The sequence below is a fragment of the Pseudomonas sp. MH9.3 genome, from assembly GCF_034354675.1.
Taxonomy (GTDB): domain Bacteria; phylum Pseudomonadota; class Gammaproteobacteria; order Pseudomonadales; family Pseudomonadaceae; genus Aquipseudomonas.
Genome location: NZ_CP133785.1, coordinates 5,137,792 through 5,159,292, shown reverse-complemented (window position 1 = coordinate 5,159,292; position 21,501 = coordinate 5,137,792). Strand labels below are relative to the sequence as shown.

Genomic DNA, 21,501 nt, shown 5'->3' with positions numbered 1-21,501 from the left:
AAACACCTGAAGCTCGGCATCGGGCTTGTGATGCAGAGTCAGTCTGCGTAACGTGGCGGCACTTGTCAGGAGACCCGAAAATGCGTGCCGCCCGTACCCTTGCTCTGTGTGCCTTGCTCCCCCTGTTCGCCGCCTGCCAGATGTTCGAGCGGGAGCCTGCGAAACCGTCCACCGTCGGGCTGACCCGCATGCAAGGCGAACTCACGGCAGTGGGCGGCAAGCTGTTGTTCCAGCCATGTCGCGACCAGCGTAACTACGTGGTCAAGGACACCGGCGGCACCAGCATCCTGCAGGAGGCCGCGTCGCTCGCCGGCCAGCAAGGCGCGCTGTTTGCCGACCTGCGCGGCAAGTTTTCCGGGGTGGCCAGCGGCACCCAGGGTGAAGTCGAACTGCAACAGCTTTACCGCGTCGAGCGCTCGACGTCGGCCTGCGATGACCCCGATTTCAAGCGCATGATCCTGCGCGCCAACGGCCACAAGCCGGCCTGGGCACTCAACGTCACTGCCAAGGGCATGGTGCTGGAACGCGAAGGCCAGCCGCCGTTGCCGGTGCCCTATGTTGAAGAGCAACTGGGTGATGGCCGTTTCAATCTGATGACCGAGGCCAATAACCAGCACATCGAACTGTGGGTAGCCCCGCAACGCTGCGTCGACCCGGTCAGCGGCAGCCTGCAACACATGACCGCCGAATTGCGGATCAACGGTCAAGTCCAGCGTGGCTGCGCCGCTTTCGGTGGTTCGCGGGACGACTGATGGGCGCCTGCGCTGTTTTAGCATGACGGGAAACCGTAGTTGGGGCTTATAATCGCCGGTTTGCAAAACAGCCGGCCTGTTTGCCCGCCGCCTACCGGATCCTGTCATGTTACGAATCACCGAACTCAAGCTGCCCATCGACCATCCCGAAGAAGACCTGCGGCCCGCCATCGTGCAGCGCCTGGGGATCGCCAGTGATAACCTGCTCGATTTCACCCTGTTCAAGCGCAGCTACGACGCCCGCAAGAAAACCTCGGAGCTGTGCTTCATTTACACCATCGACCTGAACGTGGTGGGCGAAGCCGCCCTGCTGCTCAAGTTTGCCGATGACCGCAACGTCAACCCGGCACCGGACATCAGCTACAAGGTGGTGGGCCAGGCCCCGCAGGGTTTGACCGAGCGGCCGGTGGTGGTCGGCTTTGGCCCGTGCGGCATCTTTGCCGGGCTGTTGCTGGCACAGATGGGCTTCAAACCGATCATCCTCGAACGCGGCAAGGAAGTGCGCCAGCGCACCAAGGACACCTGGGGTCTGTGGCGCAAAAACGTGCTCAACCCTGAATCCAACGTGCAGTTTGGCGAAGGCGGTGCCGGGACCTTTTCCGACGGCAAGCTCTACAGCCAGATCAAGGACCCGAAATTCCTCGGCCGCAAGGTTTTGCACGAGTTCGTCAAGGCTGGTGCGCCGGAAGAAATTCTCTATGTCAGCAAACCGCACATCGGCACCTTTCGCCTGACCGGCGTGGTGGAAAACATGCGCCAGCAGATCATCGCGCTGGGCGGTGAAGTGCGTTTCGAGCAGCGCGTGACCGACGTGCTGATCGAGGACGGCCAGTTGCACGGCGTGGTCATCGACGGCGGCGAGCAGGTCCTCTCCCGGCACGTGATCCTCGCCCTGGGCCACAGCGCCCGCGACACCTTCCGTATGCTGCATGGTCGTGGCGTGTACATGGAAGCCAAGCCGTTCTCGGTGGGCTTTCGAATCGAACACCCGCAATCGCTGATCGATGCCGCGCGCCTGGGCAAGTACGCCGGGCATCCGAAACTCGGCGCCGCCGACTACAAGCTGGTGTACCACGCCAAAAATGGCCGTTCGGTTTACAGCTTCTGCATGTGCCCAGGGGGCACGGTGGTTGCGGCGACCTCCGAGCCCAATCGCGTGGTCACCAACGGCATGAGCCAATACTCGCGTAACGAGCGCAATGCCAACTCCGGCATCGTGGTCGGTATCACACCGGACGTGGATTACCCGGGCGGTCCGCTGGCAGGCATCGAGTTGCAGGAGCGCCTGGAGTCGCATGCCTATGTGCTCGGCGGCAGCAACTACGAAGCACCGGCGCAACTGGTGGGCGACTTCATCGCGGGCAGACCGTCCACCGCCATCGGCAGCGTGGAGCCCTCCTACAAACCCGGCGTGTCACTGGGCGACCTGGCGCTGGCGCTGCCTGAGTTTGCCATCGAGGCTATTCGCGAAGCATTGCCGGCGTTTGAAAAGCAGATCAAGGGCTACTCGCTGCACGACGCCGTGCTGACCGGGATCGAAACGCGCACCTCGTCGCCACTGCGCATTACCCGTGACGATTCTCTGCAAAGCATGAATGTGAAAGGCCTGTTCCCGGCCGGCGAAGGTGCCGGTTATGCCGGTGGCATCCTGTCGGCGGGCGTTGACGGGATTCGGATTGCCGAGGCGCTGGCACGGGATATGTTGGGTATCGAGGCCTGATTGTGTTGTGGCGAGCAGGCCTGTTGTGGCGAGCGGGCTTGTTGTGGCGAGCGGGCTTGCCCCGCGTTGGGGTGCGAAGCGCCCCCCATCGAGCAAAACGCGGTGTACCTGATACTGCTCAGAGCCTGGTTCTGGGGCTGCTGCGCACCCCAACGCAGGGCAAGCCTGCTCGCCACAACAAGCCTTCTTGCCACAACAAACGCGCTTGCCACAGGGATGCAGTTGCCTGCGCAGAGTGTGGGTGGTGTCAGATATTGGCGCGCCGGACGCTGTCCGGTAACGGCTCACCCTGTTCCACACTGGCTGCCACAATCGCGATCAGACCTTGCAGTGCGTACCCCTGGGTCGCCACCCAGGTCTCGTCGTAATAAGTTGTGGCATAACGCTCCCCACCATCACACAAAATAGCCACGATCGAGCCCGACTCCCCCGCCGCTTTCATCTGCTGCGCGGCCATCAGTGCGCCAATCAGGTTGGTCCCGCTGGACCCACCCACCCGGCGCCCAAGCCGCGCCGCCAGGTAGTGCATGGCCGCCAGCGACAGCGCATCCGGCACCTTGACCATCGCATCAATCACCTTGGGCAGAAACGACGCTTCGACCCGTGGCCGGCCAATGCCTTCGATCCGCGAACCGCAGTCCAGGCGCAATCCGGCATCGCCGCTCAAATAATAGTCGAAGAACACCGAACGCTCGGCATCGGCGCACAACACGCGGGTGCAATGCTGGCGATAACGCACGTAACGCCCCAGCGTCGCGGTGGTGCCACCGGTGCCTGGGCTGGAGATCAGCCAGCTCGGCTCCGGGTGCTGCTCAAAGCGCATCTGCTGGAAGATCGATTCGGCGATGTTGTTGTTGGCACGCCAGTCGGTGGCGCGCTCGGCAAAGGTGAACTGGTCCATGAAGTGCCCGCCGCTTTCCTGCGCCAGCCGTTCGGACTCGGCATAGATCTGCATCGGGTCATCGACCAGATGGCTCTGGCCACCATAGAAGGCAATCTGCGCAATCTTTTCCCGCGACGTAGTGCTCGGCATCACGGCAATGAACGGCAGCCCGAGCAAGCGTGCAAAATAAGCCTCCGACACTGCCGTCGAACCGCTGGAGGCCTCGATCACCGGTGCGCCGGGTTTGAGCCAGCCGTTGCACAGCGCATACAGAAACAGTGACCGCGCCAGCCGGTGCTTGAGGCTGCCGGTGGGGTGGCTGGACTCATCCTTGAAGTACAACTCGATGCCCGGCAGGCCCGGTAATGGCAGAGGAATCAGGTGTGTGTCGGCGCTGCGCTGGAAGTCCGCTTCAATGATGCGAATGGCTTCGCGGGCCCAGGTACGGTGGTCGCTCATCAGGAGGTTCTCAAGGGATTTCAACCAGGATATTAGGGGGTTTCCTACGTATCACACAGATACAGTGACGACTCAATTGGACACACAATTGCTAGGCTCAAGTGCGACCCCGACTAAGACCCTTACTTATAACAAATAAGAATATAACTTTTGTTTTAACAACTAACGGTACGGGTTAGGGTAGCCGCCTATTGACTCTGGATTGGAGAGCATCCCTTGCCTCTGCGTAGCTCGTTTACCCGTTTTTTCCAGCTGGAAGCCTCCAGTGGCCTGTTGCTGATCGCGGCCGCCGCCCTGGCGCTGATCATCAACAACTCACCGTTGTCGCACCTGTACGCCGCGTTTCTCGATGTGCCGGTGGTGGCGCAGATCGGCGCGCTGAAAATCGCCAAACCGGCCCTGTTGTGGATCAACGATGGCCTGATGGCCCTGTTCTTCCTGCTGATCGGGCTGGAGGTCAAGCGCGAACTGCTTGACGGCCACCTGTCCAAACCGTCCCAGGTGGTACTGCCGGGCGCAGCCGCCATTGGCGGCATGGTGGTGCCGGCGCTGATCTACTGGGCGATCAACAAGGACTACCCCGCCGCGCTTGCCGGCTGGGCAATCCCCATGGCCACCGACATTGCCTTTGCATTGGGCGTGCTGGCGCTGCTGGGCAAGCGCGTGCCGGTGTCGCTGAAACTGTTCCTGATGACCTTGGCCATCATCGATGACCTGGGGGCGATCATCGTCATTGCGTTGTTCTATTCGGCCGAGCTGTCCAGTGCTGCGCTGGCCGGTGCAGCCGCCTGCCTCGTGGCCCTGATCGCGATGAATCGGCTGGGCGTAGTCAAGCTTGGGCCGTACCTGATCATCGGTCTGATTCTGTGGATCTGCGTGCTCAAAAGCGGCGTGCACGCCACCCTCGCCGGGGTGACGCTAGCGCTTTGTATTCCGCTGCGCACCAAAAATGCCGAAACTTCACCGCTGCTGAGCCTGGAGCACGCGCTGCACCCGTGGGTGGCCTATGTCATCCTGCCGCTGTTCGCCTTCGCCAATGCCGGGGTTTCCCTGACTGGCGTCACCCTCGACAGCTTCACCCACCACGTCCCCATGGGCATTGCAGCCGGCTTGTTGATCGGCAAGACCGTCGGCGTCTTCGGTCTCACCTGGCTGGCCATCAAGACCGGCCTCGCCGCCCTGCCCGCCGGTGCCAACTGGGGCCAGGTATTCGGCGTGGCGATCCTGTGCGGAATCGGTTTCACCATGAGCCTCTTCGTCGGCTCGCTGGCGTTTGTGCCAGGCGCCAGCGAGTTTGCCGGGGAGGATCGAATGGGGATCCTCACCGGATCGATACTCGCGGCGTGTATTGGTTATGGGGTGACGGCGATGGCGAGTCGCAAGAAGGCCTGACCCATTTAGCAGGAGCCGGTGAGCCGGCTCCTGCTTCATCCAATTCCTCCTTCTTTCGCAGTTCCTTCCTACATCCACCCTCCTCGGCTTGCTCTAACGTCGGCACCCGGCTTCTACGCCGGATCTCGTTAAGCACCGCGCCAGGAGGGCAAAATGGCAAGCAACAAGGACGTAGTTCAAGTCTGGCGATCCTACGGCACCGGGACCGGCGGGTATCGACGACTTGAGCCCATAAGTGAAGCTCAGTTAGCGGCCCGGACGGCCATTCAGCAACGCGCTCATGGAGAAATGATCGACCGGCAGATTGCTGAAGAAGCGTACTTTCAGGTGAAGCCACCACCGCCTCAGGCCCCCAAGGTGGGTTGCGTATTTGCCAAGTCATGCAACTTGCCGGACGCACTCATCGATTACCACGATCCGACCGGTTATGTGCCGCTGGATCAACTCAAGGATTACGGCGAGTACGCACTGCTGGGAGCGCTGGAAGCTGACGCCACTGGCCGTTTGCCCTTGCGAAAAGTCAGCGGCACGGCAATACCTGCCGGGCTGGGGGCATTGGCACTAGGCGGCAGCGCCATCGCAGAACACACAGCAGCAATCGCCGCTGCCGGGGCCAGTACCGTCGGTGCGGGCTTTCTGGCAGGCCTGGTTGCTCTGGTCTGGCCCTCCAACCTCGGTGACAGTGCGCTCTACAGCGAAGAACAATTGCGCTCCATGGCCAGGGCACGCACCCGCGTCCGACTGCATATCGAACAACGAGACGACGGCACGCTCAAGGGCTATGCCTTTTATACCGGAAAGAATCTCGACTGGGAGATGGTCGACGTCGTGCAGTTTCAGGTATCCGGAACGCAATACATCGCCCACTTGGGTGATGGCATTGAGCTGATCTGGACACCTGCCGCAGACCCCGCCAATACACTCGGAATACCGGCACTGGAAGCGGCGCCATCGACACCGCACATATGGGTATATCCGCCGACCGAAAACGCCGCGACGATTATTGTCGACCCGATTTACCCGCCTGAGTACAGGGACTTCATTCTCGTCTTCCCCGCGGACTCCGGGGTCAGGCCCCTGTATATCGTCGTAAGCTGGAAGTATGAGGACGCGCCTTATCACAGCAAGAAGGGAAATTTAGTTAAAAGTAAAAAGCCAACTAACGGCCTGGACGCCCTGAACGACTCTGTGCTCGTCAAACCTGCCGAGCCTCGCAGAATAGGTATCGATCCGCACACGAATGAGTTTGTGGTTATTGATATGTCAACAGACGACACTTTTCACGGGCACGTACGACCATGGGGTGCATTGAACCAACATATGAAAAATGCATTGATAAGGGCTGGAAAAACCAACCGCAAAGGAAAAATCCTGGGAGACAAGAAATGAATATGCGCTATCACGATCCTGACTTGACCCATGATGAATCGATAAATGCTCTTGCCACCGGTGACGTAAGCCAAGTCACCACAGCACTGATTTCAGTTGGGCTCAACGAAATCGATGGTACTTGGGCACAAAGCGTTTGCTTACAATATATGCATGACGACAACGAAGCGATCGCCTCAGCTGCAATAGTTGCCATAGGCCACATCGCACGTAGATTTGGAGCATTGGACATGGACAGGGTGATACCGGCACTGCAACAAGCTAAGCGTAAATGCCCTGCGCTTAGCGGTGTTATTGGAAGTGCCACGGATGACATCGAGATGTTTACCTGAAACGCTCCGAAACACTATTCGACAAAAAACCTAGCCTATAAAAAAACCCCAACCAGTCACCCGGTTGGGGTTTTGTGTTTCCACGACCGACGTTTAGCGCGTAACGCGGCTGGTGCCATCAACCGTCATGATGCGCACGCGATCACCGATGCGGAAAATTTCATTTTCCTGCACGGCCTGCACATAAGCGCGGGTGCTGCCGTCGTCTTCACGAACGGTGATTTCCACACCCTGAGTGCGGGTCAGGCCTTCTTCGGTGGCCGAGCCCAGCAGGCCGCCGGCGACGGCGCCGATGACGGCGGTGACAATGCTGCCACGGCCGCCGCCGATGGCGCTGCCGCCCACGCCGCCGATGACTGCGCCTGCAGCGCCGCCGATTGGGGTCTTGGTGCCTTCGATTTTCACCGGACGCAGGGATTCGATGGTGCCCATGCGAACGGTCTGCACACGACGTGCTTCGTCACGGGAGTACGAGTCGCCGGTCAGACTCGAGGCGCAGCCACCCAGCAGAAACGACAGGGTGGTAAAGCAGGCAACCAGTAAAACGGACTTACGCATAGCATCAACTCCAAAGGACAGGTATTCATTAGACGCTGCCACTTGCCGCCTGTCACGACACGCGCGGCAGAAAATTGCTTTCATTCAGCCAGAGTACAGACTGCCATCACCCGAAAAATCGACGAACGGTTTTCCGTCCCGTTGCGGATAACACTGCAACAACGCTCTTCACCAGTGTAGCCGCACGGCCGAAAGCGCCCGGAATCTGTTGAGTCAAGACTCCAGCGCAGCAGGCATCATTCAAGTCGAGTGACGAAAGGTGACGCTCAGGGCGCCAGGCGCTCGCGTGTCCAGTCGATGCCTTGCAGGCGGTAGTTCAGCCGATCATGCAGGCGGCTGGAGCGGCCTTGCCAGAACTCGATACGCTCCGGCAGCAAGCGATAGCCTCCCCAGTGCTCGGGGCAGTCGGGCTGCGTATCGCTGAAGCGCTCTTCGGTGCTCTTGAGCAGAGCCTGCAGTTCTTCACGGTCACGAATGACCTTGCTCTGCGGAGAAGCCCAGGCACCCAGCCGGCTGCCCAGGGGACGGACCTGATAATAAGCATCCGACTCCTCGTGCGAAACCTTGACCACCCGCCCCTCGATGCGCACCTGGCGCTCCAGGGTCGGCCAGAAAAAGGTCATGGCCGCGAACGGACGCGCCGCCAGTTGCTCGCCCTTGGCGCTCTGATAGTTGGTAAAGAAGGTAAAGCCCTGCGCATCCAGGCCCTTGAGCAACAGGATGCGGCAGTGCGGGCGACCATCCTCGTCGACCGTGGCCAGGGTCATGGCATTGGCCTCGACCGGGGCCTGCTCGGTGCTCACCGCATCGGCAAACCACTGGCGGAACAAGGCAAACGGCTCGCTCGGGGCGTGGGCCTCGCTCAAACCGTCCCGTGTGTAATCACGGCGCATATCGGCCAGTGCCTGGGTCATGCGGCTTTATCCTTGTGGTTCAACGACTCAGTTTTTCGCCTGATCAGCCGCAGCGGGTGCATCGGCCTTGGCCTTGGCCGGAGCGGTTTTCTTCGCAGCCGGTTTGGCCGGGGCCTTTTTGGCGGCTGGCTTGGCAGCGGCTTTCTTGGTGGCAGCCTTTTTCGCTGGAGCCTTGGCCGCAGGTTTGGCAGCCGGCGCCGGTGCAGGAACATTCTGCACGGCAACCATTTCAGCCACAGGCGGGGTCTTGCCCGAGTTGTACTTGCTCAGCAGCGCCAACATGGTTGTACGCTGCGTGAACATGATTTCCATGCGACGGTTCAGCGCACGGCCCTGGTTGCTGTCGTTGGCCGCACGCGGCATCAGGTCGCCCATGCCGCGCAGCATCAGACGATCCTGCTTCAGGCCGCTGAGGCTGAAAATCGAAGCGATGGACTGTGCACGTTCCTTGGTCAGTGCCTGGCTCGCCGGGGCGGTGCCGGTGGCATCAACGTGACCGAGCACCAGTACGGCTGTTTTGGGATCGGCTTCAACGGCCTTGGCCACCCGAGTGAACGGGCCCAGGGTCACCGGCAGCAGCATGGCCGGACGCTTGGGGTTGTAGGAGCCGTCAACCGGGGCGATCACCACCAGTACATTGTCGCGACGTTCCAGCTGCAGGTTGCTGTCCTTGATCGCTTCACGCAGGCGTGGCTCGTAGTCGTCCAACCAGGCCTGGGTAATTTTCGGGTCAGGCATCTGCACGTTGCTGACGTCGACCTTGGCCAATGGCTTGGGCTTGCTTTCGAACGGCCACCACCAGTGTGTGTCGGTGTCGGTCTTGGCGACGGCAGGCGCAGCGTCCGATGCCGGGGTGGCGGCTTTGACGTCGGCTTTCAGGTCAGCCTTGTCGGCAGCGGCCTTGTCGTCGGCGCTCTTGGCGCCGAACGGCCACCAGTTGAAGCCGCTGTCGGCTTTGGCCGCCGGCGCAGGAGCGGCAGCGGTGGCAGGTGCCGGAGCAGTTGCAGCGGCCGCTGCGGCTGGCTTGGCGCCCGCAGCTGGCTTGGCGTCCGGCTTGGCGTCGGTTTGGGTCACTGCGTCCTTGGTAGCAGCCTTGTCGGATCCAAATGACCACCAGTGCCCTCCTTCGGCATCATTTTGTGGCGTTTGCGCGCAACCTGTAATAGTGAGGCACAGCGCCAGTGCCAAGGACTTGTTCGATAACATGAGATATCCACACAATGAGAAAAACCGAAGGGTCAGGCTGACCCGTTAAACAGACGCGTACAGAACATTGAAATTACATTATTCCGTCAGCGTCTTCTTATAGTCGCATTTGTAACAAAAAATTGTGAAACGGCAAGCGGTTTACAGACAATCGGCCAATATTCCGACCAACTTCTGTGCACGCGGGTCCATAAGTACATAGGGACCTAATGTATTAGTCACGAAACCAAATGCAACATCATGCTCCGGGTCGGCAAACCCCACCGAACCACCCGCGCCAGGGTGCCCGAACGCACGCGGGCCAAGGCCGAAAGTGGCATTGGGCAATTGCGGCTGATCCAGCATGCAGCCCAGGCCGAAGCGGGTTTGGGTCAATAATGTTTTATCCGGCCCGACACTGTGTTCGCGGGTCAATTCTTCGAGCATGTCGGCTTCCAGCAAACTACCGTCGAGCAAGCCACTATAAAAACCCGCCAGACTGCGCGCATTACCGTGACCATTAGCCGCCGGCTGCTGCATGCGTCGCCACTCGGGTTTATTAGTGCTGGTCAGAATGGATGGAGGATTGGCAAAGGCGCGTGTCGTCATGGCCGCCGGTTCACGCATCATTACTTGCAATAAACGTTGTGCGGCCGCGTCGCCCATAGTGCCTTTACTGCGCGCTATATGGGCAACACGATAAAACTCTTCATCTGCCAGGCCAATATGAAAGTCCAGGCCCAATGGCCGTGCAACCCGTGCCACGATGGACTCCCCCGGCCCACGCCCATCGGCGCGACGCAGCAGCTCACCGACCAGCCAGCCGTAGGTAATCGCCTCATAGCCATGGCCCTGGCCCGGCGTCCACCACGGGGCCTCGGCCGCCAGGGTATCGACCATCAGTTGCCAGTCATAGAGCGCCTCGGCGGGCAGCATCTCGCGGATCGCCGGCAACCCGGCCTGATGACAGAGCAACTGGCGCAGGGTGACGGCTTGCTTGCCGGCGGCAGCAAATTCAGGCCAGTAGTTGGCCACTGGCGCATCCAGCCGCAGCTTGCCCTCGGCCACCAGTTGCAGGGCCGCAACCGCCGTAAAAGTCTTGGTGCAGGAGAACAGGTTGACGAGGGTGTCGCTGTGCCAGGCCTCGGCCCCGTCCTTGTCGGCGGTGCCGGCCCACAGGTCGACGACCGTTTCGCCACCGATCTGGATGCAGAGCCCGGCACCACGCTCCTGCGGGTCATCGAACAACGCGGCAAACGCTTCGCGCACGGCTTCAAACTGGAGCGCGTAATGACCCTGAACCTGCACCGAAGCCCCCTCGGAAAACGCCGTTAAAAGTGGCGGACATTGTTCCAGCCCTTGCAGGATTTGTGAACCCATCAGCACCGAATCAATGGCCATTCCCGGAATGCCCACCGGCATGCCCGGCCCCCTTACCCGCGCCCTCGCCCGCCGGCCCGGCCTTGCCGCCTTCATGCTCACGCACCGCGCCGGCAGCCCTGGCTTGCCCGACCGCCTTGCCCAGTTGCTCGACCGCCGCCAGGTTGCTCTTGCGCGCGCTGTCGACAAAGCCCTGGAACGGCACATCGGTTATACCCACCAGCCCAAAGTGTCCGTTTTCGCCATCCAGCAAGCGGCCGGTCACCGGCTGGTCCAGGTACTGAAACCAGTGCACGCCAACAATCGACGGCTCGGCCATCGCCTGCTTGAGAAAGGTGGCGTACGCCGCACCACGATCCTCTTCCCGGGCCAATTGCGTCACGCCGCCCCAGAACGGGCCACGGTCGGCGGAGCCGACGTTGAATTCGGTGATCAGCACCGGCTTGTCCAGCGCACGCAACGCGGCGAAGTCGTAGCCGTCCTGAGGCTTGAGCGTATACATGTTGAAACTCAGCACATCGCAATACTGCGCACACGAGGCCACGGCTTCGGGCGTGCTCACCGCATAGCGCCCGCCCAGCAGCAACTGGTTGGGCGCATGCCATTTCAGCGAATCGGAAATGGTCTTGAAGTAGGCATCGGCGAAGGTCTTCTGGAAATACTTGAAGTCGGCTTCGATTTCCGGGTGCTCAGGGTTGGGCATCGGCGGTTCAAAGCCCGGATCTTCCATCAATTCCCAACCCGCCAGTTGAATGCCCCAGGCTTTGGAGAGGCCTTCTTCGTTGCGGTATTTGTCGCGCAGTTGCTTGAGGAACGCACGCTTGGCCGGGACGTCGGTGGTCATGCGCAAGGTGCCGTAGGCGAGCGCATAGCGGGATTTGGGATCATCACCGGGACCGGCCCAGGCCAGTTCGTTGTCGGCAAAATAGCCGATCAGCCAGGGGTCGTCGCGATGGTCGCGGGCCGCAATGGCCACGGCGCGCTCGGTGGCCATTGCGAAGCGCGGGTCGAACGGATCGGGCATGCCACCCCACCAGTCGGTGCCGGTGCTGATGCTGGCGTAATCGCCGACGATCGACAGCGGCAAGGTGTACGGCACGCGTTCGGCGTCGGCCAGATCCTCGTCGCTCCAATTACCAATGGTGTTGAAACCCCAGGCTTGCAGGCGGTCGAGGGTGTGGTTGACCCAACGCTTGTGGTCAAAGTGTTCGCTGCCGTAGGTACGTTGCAGGTTGGCGCCGTAGAAATCGTACCAGCGCCCCGAGGCGAAGTTGCGGCCTTCGCCCGAGCCGTTGCCGGTGCGGTTGTCGCTGCTGCCGTAATATTTGTCGAAGGGTTCACCAGCCTTGGGCAGCGCAGCGAACATCCATTCGCGACCGCCCACGTAGGTCTGGTTGTTGTCCGCAGCCACGGTGTTGACGCCCAGCGAGTAGAACGGATGGCCCTGCGGCGTCACCAGGTACCAGCGCCCGTCGCGCTTCTCGGTGCGGAAAAAACCGCTGGCCTCGAAGGCCGGCCCCTTGTTCCAGCCCCCGAATGTGTCCAGTGAGGACGTGTCGCGCTCAGCCAGCCAGCCCTTGAGCTGTTGTTGCTCCCGGGCAGCGGCGGCCTTGAGTTGCTCGTCACTGCTGACCTTTTCCGGCCAGCGCGCACGGGTGGACTGCCCATAGGCGTCGACCAGTTCGCCATAGGCCGCCTTGATGACCGGTTCGATATCCTGCACGCCAAAGCGCTCCAGCAGAATGCTTTGGGCGACATTGGGCTTGAGCATCGACAACGTCACCGACACCACCTGGCTGCGGTCGATTTCTCCACTGCTGGCGGCGAGCAACACGCGCTGGCCGTCGAGGCTGATCGGCATCGGCGGGCCGGCCTTCATGCCCTGGCTCAAGGGAGAATTGGCCTGCAGCGGGACCACCAAGGTCTGCGCCGGGCCGGCCGGCAGGTCGATGCGGCTGACCAGGGTCTTGCCGTCGCTGCTCTGCACCTTGACGTAGAGGGTCAGCGCCCAGTCCATGGCGCTCTGTATACGCAGGCTCATGGCGCCGGACTGCGACCAGTCCCAGGTGCCGCTCTGGGGGCTGAGCACCAGGCTCGGTTCGTCCGCAGGGCTGAAGGTGATGCGGCGCAGCACCTCGCCTTCGGCCGTTTGCTCGGCGTTGTACTGCGGCAGGCTGGCGTCCTGGGTCGCCACCTTGACCACATCGGCGGGGCGCACGAAGTTGAACAGCGTTTGTTGCCCGGACGGCGCGGCCATCAAGGGCGCGGCGAACAGCAGGGCAAAAAGAGCGGGCAGCGTGCGAATCATACGAGCAAGGTTCTCCAGACGGCCGATGAATGGCCTGATGAAATACGTCGATAACAGAGACCACGAAGTGGGCGAATTCGCCCACAGTGGCTTAGGAAATTTCACGCCGGAACGGCGGCAAGGCATTCAGAATAGCCTTGCCATAGCGCTGGGTGACCAAGCGCCGATCAAGCAGCGTGATGGTGCCCCGGTCTTCCTCGGTACGCAGCAGGCGACCGCAGGCCTGCACGAGCTTGAGTGAAGCATCCGGCACCGAGATTTCCATGAACGGATTGCCGCCGCGCGCCTCGATCCATTCGGCCAGTGCCGCTTCGACCGGGTCATCCGGCACCGAAAACGGGATCTTCGCGATCACTACGTGCTCGCAGTAGGCTCCCGGCAAGTCCACGCCTTCGGCAAAGCTGGCGAGGCCGAACAGCACGCTGGAATCGCCGCCATCGACCCGCGCCTTGTGCTTGTTCAGGGTTTCCTGCTTGGACAGGTTGCCCTGGATGAACACTTGCTTGCGCCAGTCACGGTCCAGACCATCGAACACGTCCTGCATCTGTTTGCGCGAGGAGAACAGCACCAGAGTACCGCGCGACCCTTCAACCAGGCCCGGCAGGTCACGGATGATTGCGGCGGTGTGGGCCGGCGCATCACGCGGGTCAGCCTTGAGGTCCGGCACGCGCAGCACGCCGGCGTCGGCATGATGGAAGGGGCTCGGCACCACGGCCGTGACCGCCTTTTTAGGCAGGCCGGCACGCATGCGGAAACGGTCGAAGGTGCCCAGGGCGGTCAGCGTGGCCGAGGTCACCAGGCAGCCATACGCCACGTTCCACAGGTTGCGGCGCAGCATTTCGGCGGCGAGGATCGGGCTGGCATTGACCTCGATATCAAACAACGCGCCGCTTTCCGACAGGGTCAGCCAACGGGCCATGGGCGGGTTGTCTTCCGGGTCTTCAACGGTGAAGGCGGTCCACAGCTCCCAGTTACCCTGGGAACGGGACAGCAGGCTGCCGAACAGCGGGTACCACTCCTCGGCCTGATTGCTGGCGATGCCGATGTTGACCTCGCCGTCCATGCCTTCCTTGAGCAGATCGGTGAGGCGCGTGAACAGATCGGTCAGGCGCGAAAAGCCCTTCTTCAGTTCAATCCCCATTTCGCGCATGTGCTCGGGGATCAGCCCGCCAACGAAGCGATGGCGCGGGCGCTCACGGCCTTCCACGTCTTCGCCGGGCTTGAAATCGGCCACCTGCTCGCAGGCGCTGAACATGAACTGCTGCTGGGTCTTGATCTCGCGCGCCAGCTCCGGCACCTGTTCGATCAGCTTGCCCAGGTCGCCCGGCAGCGGGTGCTGGGCGAGCAACTTGGTAAGGTTCTTGGCGGTGGTTTCCAGCCAGTCGGCGGTGGAACGCAGGCGCGTGTAATGGGCGAAGTGACCGATAGCCTTGTCCGGCAGGTGGTGGCCTTCGTCGAATACGTAGAGGGTGTCGCGCGGGTCCGGCAACACGGCGCCGCCGCCCAGGGCGAGGTCGGCCAGCACCATGTCGTGGTTGGTGACGATCACGTCGACCTTGCCCATGCCTTCGCGGGCCTTGTAGAAGGCGCACTGGCCGAAGTTGGGGCAATGTCGGTTGGTGCACTGGCTGTGGTCGGTGGTCAGGCGCGCCCAGTCGGCATCTTCAAGGGCGGTGGGCCAGCTGTCGCGGTCACCGTCCCATTTATTGCCGGCCAGTTTCTCGATCATGCTGGTGAACAGTTTCTGGCTGACCTCATCGACTTCGATCTTGAAGCCTTCCTCTTCGAACAGCGAGGCGGTAGCGGTTTGCGCATGACCTTCCTGCAACAGCACGTCGAGCTTGGACAGGCACATGTAGCGGCCGCGCCCCTTGGCCAGGGCGAAGGTGAAATTCAGGCCGCTGTTGCGCATGAGGTCGGGCAGGTCCTTGTAGACGATCTGCTCCTGCAGGGCGACGGTGGCGGTGGCGATCACCAGGCGCTTGCCGGCGGCCTTGGCCGTGGGAATCGCGGCCAGGCTGTAGGCCACGGTCTTGCCGGTACCGGTGCCGGCTTCAACGGCCACGACCGCAGGGTCACCCTCGCGGCGACCTTCGTCGTCGGTGGCGATATCCCCGAGGACTTTCGCCACTTCGGCGATCATCAGGCGCTGGCCGTAGCGCGGTTTCAAGCTCTTGGCTTCGAGAAAACGCGAGTAGGCGCCCTGGATCGTGGTTTTGAGTTCAGTGCTGATCATGGATAGTCGGGCGCAAAAAACGCTGGATAAATTTTCAGTGGTTCGGATCGGCCGCTATCATACCCCGCTAATTAATCCCGCGCAGAACGGAGTACCACAATGACCGTCTTCAGCCTCGCTTACACCCTGCATGTACTGGCCGCCCTGATATGGGTTGGCGGTATGTTTTTCGCCTGGATGATCCTGCGCCCCGCCGCTGTGGCGGCACTTGAGGGCCCTGCCCGGCTCAGGTTGTGGGCGAATGTGTTTCAACGTTTTTTCGTGTGGGTATGGGTGGCGGTGCTGGTTTTGCCGATCAGCGGTGTGGGACTGCTGCAACTGCGCTTCAGCGGCTTTGAAACGGCGCCGCGTTACGTGCAGGTCATGATGGGGTTGTATCTGGTGATGACGGCGTTGTTTATCCGCATCCAGGCGTTGAAGTTCCCGCAATTGCGCGCGGCGGTGGCGACCGAGGACTGGCCGGCGGGCGCTGCTGCGCTGGGGCAGATTCGCAGGCTGGTGGGGATCAATTTGATTGTGGGGTTGGTGGTGGTGGCGATTGCTTCGGCTCGGCCGATGTTCTGAGGCGGCCTTTAATCCGCTATCGGGAGCAAGCTCCCGATAGCGTCAGGCCAGGCAACTCACAGCCGCTGGAGGGTCACAGACCCCGCAGGCCCGGCCGGCCCCGGCTGCCCTTCCAAACCAGGCCGGCCCTTGTCGCCGCCATCGGCGCGGTACACCACGCATCCCTTCGATTGCCCGCCCTTGCCTGGTTTACCCGCAGTACCGGCCAAGCCACCAGGCCCGCCATCGACCCAGACCTTGATGCTCTCGGCCGGGAAGTCCTGCGGCAGTTCAACCCGCACCGTCGCCCCTGCTGCACCCGGCAAACCGTCGCCGCCGTTATCACCGTTGAAACCGCGGCCGGCCGAACCCCAGGTGCAACCCGGGTCTTCACCATTGGCGCCATCGAGCCCGGCATAACCCTGGGCTCCGGCGCCGCCACGGGCGTCCACCAACAACGTTTCAGCCGTCAGCGAATTGATCCGCAACGTGAGATCGCGCCCTGCCCGGGCTGGTTTTTCATGGGTGCCCGGGGCTCCGCGCGAGGTGATCTGGCTGCCATGTTCCAACTGAGCCTGGCGCACCTGCAACTGCAGGGCGCTATTGCCCGGCACGATGGCGATGCGTGCTTCGCGGCCCAGGTGCAGTTCATCCACCGTCACCTGGCTGATCGTCGCCGGAATCAGCAAAGTGCCGTAATCCGCTACGTCCAGGCGCTCGAGTTGCAACACGCTGGTGCTGCTGGGCAGGCGCATCAATGAGTTGGTTTCGACACTGACGCTCTGGGCCAGGGCAATGGGGCTGACCAACAGGGCCAACAGAAAAACCTTACGCATCATGGGGCTCCTGACTCTTTTCAAATTGTTATCCGGGCCACAGTAACGACTTCTGCAGGCTATTTGCCAGTGAAGCATCAAAAAACTTCAGCAGCGTTTTTTCTGTCTCCCTGGCTCTAGGCCCACGGGCGCAGCCGCGCTAGTCTCTACGGCTCTGATGTGAGGATCTGTGATGACCGCCGGTATTTCTGCCCATACTCCCCAGCAAGCCTTGGCCGCGCTGCTCGACCTGCACCAGCCCAAACGCCTGTTGCTGTTGGGCGCCAGCCGCTTTCCGGCGCTGGAGGCGTTTAAACAGGCGCACCCCGACACGTTTATCGCCGTCGCCGAACCCGGTCCGCTGCCTGCGCACCTGGCGGCGCAGCGCTTTGACCTGGCGCTGGCGGTCGATTGCCTGGAACACCTTTCCAAGCCACAGGGCCTGACGCTGCTCGGCGGCATCCGCAACCTCAATGCCAGTCGCATCGCAGTGCTGGCAGACCTCGATGCCTGTGGCTGGAAAGACACCGACTTCTTCTCTTTGGCCCTGCAGGCCGGCGAGCGCTTCCAGCGCGACGAACAAGTGCTGACGCTGTTCACCTACGATCTGCTTGACTATAAACAGGTGCCGGACTGGCTCAATGCCCGCTTCTGGGCCAATCCGGAAAATTTCGGAAAGTATTGGTGGTAACCCATGAGCACACCCATTTGCCCCTGCGGCAGTGGCAACCTGCTGGATGCCTGCTGCGGCCATTACCACAACGGCCACCCGGCTCCCTGCGCCAGCGCGCTGATGCGCTCGCGCTACAGCGCCTATGTGCTGGGCCTGGTCGATTACCTGGTGGCGACCACGCTGCCGGCCCAGCAACCCGGCCTCGACAGAGCCGCCATCGCTGCCTGGAGCGCGCAGAGTACCTGGCTGGGGCTTGAGGTGGAGCGTTCCGAGGTGCTCGGCGGCCAGCCGGAACATGCCTTTGTGACCTTTACCGCTCGCTGGCATGACAGCACGGGTGAACATAGTCACCGCGAACAGTCTTCTTTCGTACAGAATGACGGGCGTTGGTACTTCATCGATCCCACCGTTGAGGTGAAGGTCGGGCGCAATGATCCGTGCCTGTGCGGCAGCGGACAAAAATTCAAGAAATGTTGCGCAGGCTACCTCTAACACCACCAGAACAGGGACACGCCATGCTTCGTATATTCAGCTTGATGCTGGCGTTGACCCTGGGTCTTACCGGCTGCGCCTCCTGGTTCGAGGACGATTCGCCGCCGCCTCACGTCTCGCTGGTCAAGGTCGAAGTGGTACGCGCCAAGTTGCTGGAGCAGAAATTCAGGCTGTATTTTCGCGTGGACAACCGCGACGACGCCGACCTCACCGTGCGCGGCCTGATCTACAAGGTCAGCCTGGGCGACTTCGTGTTGACCGAAGGCGAGTCCAACGAATGGCTCACCGTGGCGCCGCGCAGCCATGCGGTGTTCAGGGTGTCGGTGCGCACCAACCTCTGGCCGCAGATCCGCGAGGTGGTGCATATGCTCAAAAACCCCGACCGGCCCGTGCCCTATCGCCTGGAGGGCGAGCTGAAAACCGGCTTGTTCATCGGTAATGACGTGCAGGTGGCCCACAATGGCGAGATAATCCCCGGCGATTTTATTCCGGAGCGACATCGATGACTCAGCAACCCCATGTCCATGGTCCTGACTGCAACCACGATCACGAGCACCATGATCACGACCACGGCCATGTCCACGGCCCCAATTGCGGCCACGCTCATCAGGAGCCGGTGCGCAATGCATTGAAGGACGTTGGCCGCAACGATCCCTGCCCCTGCGGCAGCGAGAAAAAATTCAAGAAGTGCCACGGGGTCTAAGTCACCCTGAAGCTGTAAAGGTGGGAGGGGGCTTGCGCCCGATGGCGGTGGACCAGTCAACAGATGCAGCGACTGGCACTCAGCCATCGGGCGCCAGCCCCCTCCCACGTTGATGTGCGATGTTTTACCCAAAACTACCCCCGCAGGAGCTTTGCCATGGCCTCGCCAGCCCTCTCACGTTTTCTTCCCCGGTTCGGCGTTGCCGCGGCAGTGGCCAGTGCGTTAAGCCTGGCCGGTTGCCAGCTCCAGAGCACCCAGGACACCCTGCCGCCCGTTGCCGGCGTGCAGCCGCTCAAAGGCCTGGCCCAGAATGTGTCGATACGCCGCAACGCCCAGGGCATGCCGCTGATCGAGAGCAATACCTTCCACGATGCGCTGTTCAGCCTCGGCTATGTGCACGCCAGCGACCGCATCAACCAGATGGTCACCCTGCGCCTGCTGGCCCAGGGCCGTCTGGCGGAAATGGCCGGCCCTGACGTGCTGGATGTCGACCGCTTGATGCGCGCCGTGAACCTGAAAAAAAGCGCCGGCGAGCTGTATAACGCATCGAGCCCACGCCTCAAGCGCTTCTTCGAAGTGTATGCGCGCGGGGTCAATGCCTACCTGTTCCGCTACCGCGACAAGCTGCCGCCGGACCTGGCCCAGACCGGCTACAAGCCCGAATACTGGAAGCCGGAAGATTCGGCACTGTTGTTCTGCCTGCTCAATTTCAGCGAGTCGGCCAACCTGCAGGAGGAGCTGTCCTCGCTGGTGCTGGCGCAAAAAGTCGGCGTCGACAAACTCGCCTGGCTCACCCCCAGCGCGCCGGACGAACCCATCCCGCTGGCCGAGGCAGAGAAGCTCAAGGGCGTGAACCTCAGCCAGATCACCGGCCTCGCCGGGCTGGACACGGTCAGCCAGCAACTGAGCACGCTCAATGCGCTGGCGGTGACCACCTCGAGCAACTGGGCAATCGGCCCGCAACGCAGCCGCAGCGGCAGGAGCCTGTTGGCCAACGACCTCGCGGCCCAGCCGCAAGCGCCGTCGCCGTGGAGCTACGTGCAGATCCGCGCGCCGAAATACCAGGCCGCGGGCGCCTCGATTGCCGGCCTGCCGACCCTGCTGTCCGGTTTCAACGGCAAAGTGGCGTGGAGCATGAGCACGGTCAAGGGCGACACCCAGGACCTGTTCCTGGAGAAGGTCAAACGCCAGGGCAGCGCGTTGTACTACGAGAACAACGGCAAGTGGCTGCCGGCCGGCGTGCGTAACGAAACGTTCTTCATCAAGGGCCGTGGCTCGATTCGTGAAGTGGTGTACGAAACCCGCCACGGAGCCCTGCTCAACAGCAGCCAGGCACTCACCAGTGGTTTTGGCCTGGCCCTGCAAACGGCCGACCTCAAAGACGACAAGAGCCTGGACGCGTTCTTCGACCTGTCCCGCGCGCAAAACATCGGCAAGGCGTCGGACGCCACCCGCGAAATCCGTGCGATTGCTCTGAACATGGTGTTCGCCGACGCCAGCAGCATTGGCTGGCAGGTCACCGGCCGCTTCCCCAACCGCCGCGAAGGCGAAGGCCTGCTGCCCTCGCCGGGCTGGGACACGCGCTTTGACTGGGACGGCTACGCCGACGCGATGCTGCACCCTTATGACCAGGACCCGGTCCAGGGCTGGATAGGCACCGCCAACCAGCGCACCGCGCCGCGTGGCTATGGCATGCAACTGTCCAATTCCTGGGACGCACCGGAGCGCAGCGAGCGCCTGGCGCAACTGGCCAACGCCGGCAAGCATGACAGCCGCAGCATGATCGCCATGCAGTACGACCAGACCACCCTATTCGCCGCCAAGCTCAAGACCATGTTCCAGGCGCCAGGCATGGCCCAGCCCTTGAAACAGGCGATTGCTGCGCTGCCTGCGGCCGAACAGGCCAAGGCGCGTGAAGCGCTGGGCCGCCTGATGGCGTTCGATGGGCGCCTTGCGCCATCCTCCGCCGACGCGGCGATCTACGAGCTGTTCCTGCAAGAGAGTACGCGGCAGATCTTCCTCGACGAACTCGGCCCGGATACCAGCGCCAGTTGGAAAGCCTTTGTCAGCAATGCCAACCTCTCTTACTCGGCCAACGCCGACCACCTGCTGGGCCGCGAAGACAGCCCGTTCTGGGACGATGTGCGCACGGCGCAAAAAGAAGACAAGCCCACTATCCTTGCCCGCAGCCTCGCCGCCGCGATCAGCGCCGGCGACAGCCAACTGGGCACTGATCACAAGGCCTGGCAGTGGGGCAAACTGCACAGCACCACCTGGAAGAGCACCAGTGGCCAGGTCATCCGTGGCCCGTTTGCCAGTGGTGGCGACCACAACACCCTGAACCCGGCGCCGTACAGCTGGGGCCAGAGTTTCGACACCACGCAGGTGCCGGCACTGCGCATGATTGTCGACTTCGGTCAGGTGGAACCGATGCTGGGCCAGGGCGGCAGCGGCCAGTCCGGCAACCCGGCCAGCCCCGACTATGCCAATGGCATCGACCCGGCGCTCAAGGCGCAGTACCTGAGCTTCCCGATGCAGCCGCAGAACTTCGAAAAGGTGTATGGCAAAAACCGGCTCACCCTGACACCTGGCAAGTAACCCGGAAACTGAAGAAACCGAGTCACCATGTGGGAGGGGGCCTGCTCCCGATAGCAAAGTGTCAGTCACTGCATTTATTGACTGATCCACCGCTATCGGGAGCAAGCCCCTCCCACCGTTGAACCCCATGCATTCAGATAGAACTTACCCGCGCGACCCCGCCTCAAAA

Annotated in this window: 19 protein-coding genes; 11 read left to right on the top strand and 8 right to left on the bottom strand. The window is 62.0% G+C overall.

Annotated features, from left to right (window positions below; genetic code table 11):
- Nucleotides 1–80: 80 nt before the first annotated feature.
- Together RHM60_RS22950 and RHM60_RS22945 are read left to right on the top strand one after the other, a co-directional pair.
- On the top strand, nt 81–752 hold the full coding sequence (locus tag RHM60_RS22950) for a COG3650 family protein (RefSeq protein WP_209989648.1): 672 nt from the start codon (nt 81–83) through the stop codon (nt 750–752).
- 106 nt (nt 753–858) lie between these two features.
- Nucleotides 859–2,472, top strand: coding sequence for an NAD(P)/FAD-dependent oxidoreductase (locus RHM60_RS22945; protein WP_322212876.1), 1,614 nt, complete (start codon nt 859–861; stop codon nt 2,470–2,472).
- 247 nt (nt 2,473–2,719) lie between these two features.
- Here the strand turns inward: RHM60_RS22945 and RHM60_RS22940 are convergent, their stop codons facing one another.
- Nucleotides 2,720–3,817: a PLP-dependent cysteine synthase family protein gene (locus RHM60_RS22940; RefSeq protein ID WP_322214661.1), complete on the bottom strand. Its 1,098-nt coding sequence runs from the start codon at nt 3,815–3,817 to the stop codon at nt 2,720–2,722.
- A gap of 213 nt (nt 3,818–4,030) precedes the next feature.
- Here RHM60_RS22940 and nhaA point away from each other — a divergent pair, with 213 nt between their 5' ends.
- The 3 genes from nhaA (at nt 4,031) to RHM60_RS22925 (ending at nt 6,927) form a co-directional block, all read left to right on the top strand.
- A complete protein-coding gene (nhaA, locus tag RHM60_RS22935) occupies nt 4,031–5,206 on the top strand; it encodes a Na+/H+ antiporter NhaA (protein WP_209989641.1) in 1,176 nt (391 codons plus the stop codon).
- Between the two features lie 153 nt (nt 5,207–5,359).
- A complete protein-coding gene (locus RHM60_RS22930) occupies nt 5,360–6,595 on the top strand; it encodes an S-type pyocin domain-containing protein (RefSeq protein ID WP_322212874.1) in 1,236 nt (411 codons plus the stop codon).
- Complete coding sequence (locus RHM60_RS22925; protein WP_322212873.1) at nt 6,592–6,927, top strand: hypothetical protein; 336 nt, start codon at nt 6,592–6,594, stop codon at nt 6,925–6,927. Before RHM60_RS22930 ends, RHM60_RS22925 begins: the two co-directional genes overlap by 4 nt.
- Nucleotides 6,928–7,020: 93 nt before the next feature.
- Here RHM60_RS22925 and RHM60_RS22920 read toward each other — a convergent pair whose 3' ends face one another.
- The 6 genes from RHM60_RS22920 to dinG all read right to left on the bottom strand — a co-directional run bounded on the left by RHM60_RS22920 (nt 7,021) and on the right by dinG (nt 15,508).
- The gene (locus RHM60_RS22920; RefSeq protein WP_322212871.1) at nt 7,021–7,485 is read right to left on the bottom strand and encodes a glycine zipper 2TM domain-containing protein; all 465 of its coding nucleotides are present in this window, start codon (nt 7,483–7,485) and stop codon (nt 7,021–7,023) included.
- A gap of 266 nt (nt 7,486–7,751) precedes the next feature.
- A complete protein-coding gene (pdxH, locus tag RHM60_RS22915) occupies nt 7,752–8,399 on the bottom strand; it encodes a pyridoxamine 5'-phosphate oxidase (RefSeq protein ID WP_322212870.1) in 648 nt (215 codons plus the stop codon).
- Between the two features lie 27 nt (nt 8,400–8,426).
- Nucleotides 8,427–9,605 (bottom strand): OmpA family protein, encoded by a 1,179-nt coding sequence (locus tag RHM60_RS22910; protein WP_322212869.1) that lies wholly within the window; start codon nt 9,603–9,605, stop codon nt 8,427–8,429.
- A gap of 141 nt (nt 9,606–9,746) precedes the next feature.
- The gene (locus RHM60_RS22905; protein ID WP_209990716.1) at nt 9,747–10,892 is read right to left on the bottom strand and encodes a serine hydrolase domain-containing protein; all 1,146 of its coding nucleotides are present in this window, start codon (nt 10,890–10,892) and stop codon (nt 9,747–9,749) included.
- 82 nt (nt 10,893–10,974) lie between these two features.
- Nucleotides 10,975–13,272 carry a beta-galactosidase gene (locus RHM60_RS22900; RefSeq protein WP_322212868.1) on the bottom strand — a complete coding sequence of 766 codons (2,298 nt, stop codon included), beginning with the start codon at nt 13,270–13,272 and terminating at the stop codon, nt 10,975–10,977.
- A 91-nt stretch (nt 13,273–13,363) separates the two neighbouring features.
- Complete coding sequence (gene dinG, locus RHM60_RS22895) at nt 13,364–15,508, bottom strand: ATP-dependent DNA helicase DinG (RefSeq protein ID WP_209989627.1); 2,145 nt, start codon at nt 15,506–15,508, stop codon at nt 13,364–13,366.
- A 99-nt stretch (nt 15,509–15,607) separates the two neighbouring features.
- On the opposite strand from dinG, the gene RHM60_RS22890 reads away from it, so the two are divergent.
- A complete protein-coding gene (locus RHM60_RS22890) occupies nt 15,608–16,072 on the top strand; it encodes a CopD family protein (RefSeq protein WP_322212867.1) in 465 nt (154 codons plus the stop codon).
- Nucleotides 16,073–16,128: 56 nt separating this feature from the next.
- Here RHM60_RS22890 and RHM60_RS22885 read toward each other — a convergent pair whose 3' ends face one another.
- Nucleotides 16,129–16,887 (bottom strand): collagen-like protein, encoded by a 759-nt coding sequence (locus tag RHM60_RS22885; protein WP_209989621.1) that lies wholly within the window; start codon nt 16,885–16,887, stop codon nt 16,129–16,131.
- A 172-nt stretch (nt 16,888–17,059) separates the two neighbouring features.
- Here RHM60_RS22885 and RHM60_RS22880 point away from each other — a divergent pair, with 172 nt between their 5' ends.
- The 5 genes from RHM60_RS22880 (at nt 17,060) to RHM60_RS22860 (ending at nt 21,332) form a co-directional block, all read left to right on the top strand.
- Nucleotides 17,060–17,557, top strand: a complete 498-nt coding sequence (locus tag RHM60_RS22880; RefSeq protein WP_322212866.1) for a DUF6231 family protein — start codon at nt 17,060–17,062, stop codon at nt 17,555–17,557.
- 3 nt (nt 17,558–17,560) lie between these two features.
- Nucleotides 17,561–18,031: a YchJ family protein gene (locus RHM60_RS22875; RefSeq protein ID WP_209989615.1), complete on the top strand. Its 471-nt coding sequence runs from the start codon at nt 17,561–17,563 to the stop codon at nt 18,029–18,031.
- 23 nt (nt 18,032–18,054) lie between these two features.
- Entirely contained in the window at nt 18,055–18,537 is a 483-nt protein-coding gene (locus RHM60_RS22870; protein WP_057007815.1) for an LEA type 2 family protein, read from the top strand.
- A complete protein-coding gene (locus RHM60_RS22865; RefSeq protein WP_003231158.1) occupies nt 18,534–18,734 on the top strand; it encodes an SEC-C metal-binding domain-containing protein in 201 nt (66 codons plus the stop codon). Before RHM60_RS22870 ends, RHM60_RS22865 begins: the two co-directional genes overlap by 4 nt.
- A 156-nt stretch (nt 18,735–18,890) precedes the next feature.
- Nucleotides 18,891–21,332: a penicillin acylase family protein gene (locus RHM60_RS22860; protein ID WP_322212864.1), complete on the top strand. Its 2,442-nt coding sequence runs from the start codon at nt 18,891–18,893 to the stop codon at nt 21,330–21,332.
- Nucleotides 21,333–21,501: the final 169 nt, after the last annotated feature.

Coding starts and splice junctions, on each gene's coding strand:
- RHM60_RS22950 (WP_209989648.1), top strand. CDS start 81: ATGCGTGCCGCCCGTACCCTTGCTCTGTGTGCCTTGCTCCCCCTGTTC.
- RHM60_RS22945 (WP_322212876.1), top strand. CDS start 859: ATGTTACGAATCACCGAACTCAAGCTGCCCATCGACCATCCCGAAGAA.
- RHM60_RS22930 (WP_322212874.1), top strand. CDS start 5,360: ATGGCAAGCAACAAGGACGTAGTTCAAGTCTGGCGATCCTACGGCACC.
- RHM60_RS22925 (WP_322212873.1), top strand. CDS start 6,592: ATGAATATGCGCTATCACGATCCTGACTTGACCCATGATGAATCGATA.
- RHM60_RS22920 (WP_322212871.1), bottom strand. CDS start 7,485: ATGCGTAAGTCCGTTTTACTGGTTGCCTGCTTTACCACCCTGTCGTTT.
- pdxH (WP_322212870.1), bottom strand. CDS start 8,399: ATGACCCAGGCACTGGCCGATATGCGCCGTGATTACACACGGGACGGT.
- RHM60_RS22910 (WP_322212869.1), bottom strand. CDS start 9,605: ATGTTATCGAACAAGTCCTTGGCACTGGCGCTGTGCCTCACTATTACA.
- RHM60_RS22900 (WP_322212868.1), bottom strand. CDS start 13,272: ATGATTCGCACGCTGCCCGCTCTTTTTGCCCTGCTGTTCGCCGCGCCC.
- dinG (WP_209989627.1), bottom strand. CDS start 15,508: ATGATCAGCACTGAACTCAAAACCACGATCCAGGGCGCCTACTCGCGT.
- RHM60_RS22890 (WP_322212867.1), top strand. CDS start 15,608: ATGACCGTCTTCAGCCTCGCTTACACCCTGCATGTACTGGCCGCCCTG.
- RHM60_RS22885 (WP_209989621.1), bottom strand. CDS start 16,887: ATGCGTAAGGTTTTTCTGTTGGCCCTGTTGGTCAGCCCCATTGCCCTG.
- RHM60_RS22880 (WP_322212866.1), top strand. CDS start 17,060: ATGACCGCCGGTATTTCTGCCCATACTCCCCAGCAAGCCTTGGCCGCG.
- RHM60_RS22875 (WP_209989615.1), top strand. CDS start 17,561: ATGAGCACACCCATTTGCCCCTGCGGCAGTGGCAACCTGCTGGATGCC.
- RHM60_RS22870 (WP_057007815.1), top strand. CDS start 18,055: ATGCTTCGTATATTCAGCTTGATGCTGGCGTTGACCCTGGGTCTTACC.
- RHM60_RS22865 (WP_003231158.1), top strand. CDS start 18,534: ATGACTCAGCAACCCCATGTCCATGGTCCTGACTGCAACCACGATCAC.
- RHM60_RS22860 (WP_322212864.1), top strand. CDS start 18,891: ATGGCCTCGCCAGCCCTCTCACGTTTTCTTCCCCGGTTCGGCGTTGCC.